The sequence below is a fragment of the Vibrio sp. 10N.222.55.C6 genome (assembly GCF_041473395.1).
GTDB classification, from domain to species: domain Bacteria; phylum Pseudomonadota; class Gammaproteobacteria; order Enterobacterales; family Vibrionaceae; genus Vibrio; species Vibrio crassostreae_C.
Window position 1 is genome coordinate 1 of sequence record NZ_JBFRSD010000518.1, and the last position, 796, is coordinate 796.

General features: G+C 42.0%; 1 protein-coding gene. It reads right to left on the minus strand.

The window, feature by feature from the left end; genetic code table 11:
- On the minus strand, positions 1-796 hold a 796-nt coding region (locus tag AB4486_RS24870), incomplete at both ends, for an outer membrane protein transport protein (RefSeq protein ID WP_372119367.1).

Sequence of the window (796 nt, forward strand, 5' to 3'; positions counted from 1 at the left end):
GGCCCGCTCGTACCGTCCAATTTTGATTAACCATGTAAGTTCCACCTACAGACCATCTCTGATTGTCTTCGTAATGTTCGGTTTTCAAGAAACATTCATTGTTTTTACAATCTGAACTAGTGGCTTTTAACTCTTTGAACTTACTCCACTTAGTTAACTGCCAACCATAGTGTATTGCCCAAGCATCGTTAAGTTGATGAAAAGCAGATAATTCGAAGATATCGGGCAGTTCAATTTCTAGACGCCCTGTGGTTTTACCAGGAGCGCCGTTTTCCATTTTTAGACCTGTGTAATCAGTGAACTCACCGTCATCAAAGTCGAGTTCAACGGATGAGCGGTAACCAAACCCAAAACGGTTGTACTCGTTCAGTTCATATAACGCACCTACATTCCAACTAAAAGCAAAAGTCTCACCAGTCATTGATATCAGTTTGTCACTTGGTGAGCCACCAACAGGAAGGCTGCCTTTGTGTCTGTTGAGCTCGGCCTCTGCATAAACAAAGTTAACTCCAGCTCCAACACTAAAACTATCGTTAACTCTGTACGCGATATTTGGATTTAAGTTGACTGAAATTAGTGATGTGTCACCTGCCAAATCACCAGCATAAATATCATCTGGGTAATCAGTGGCTACTCCGTAAGTCGTGAACATGCCAATTCCCCAAGCCCATTTGTCGTTGATAGGACTAATGTAATAAGCAGCAGGGACAATTTGTAAAGGAGCTACATCTGATGATTTTTGGTTGAAGTCGTTGTCATTGATTTTGGTTTGAGTAACGTCTACCTCGGGATCAAC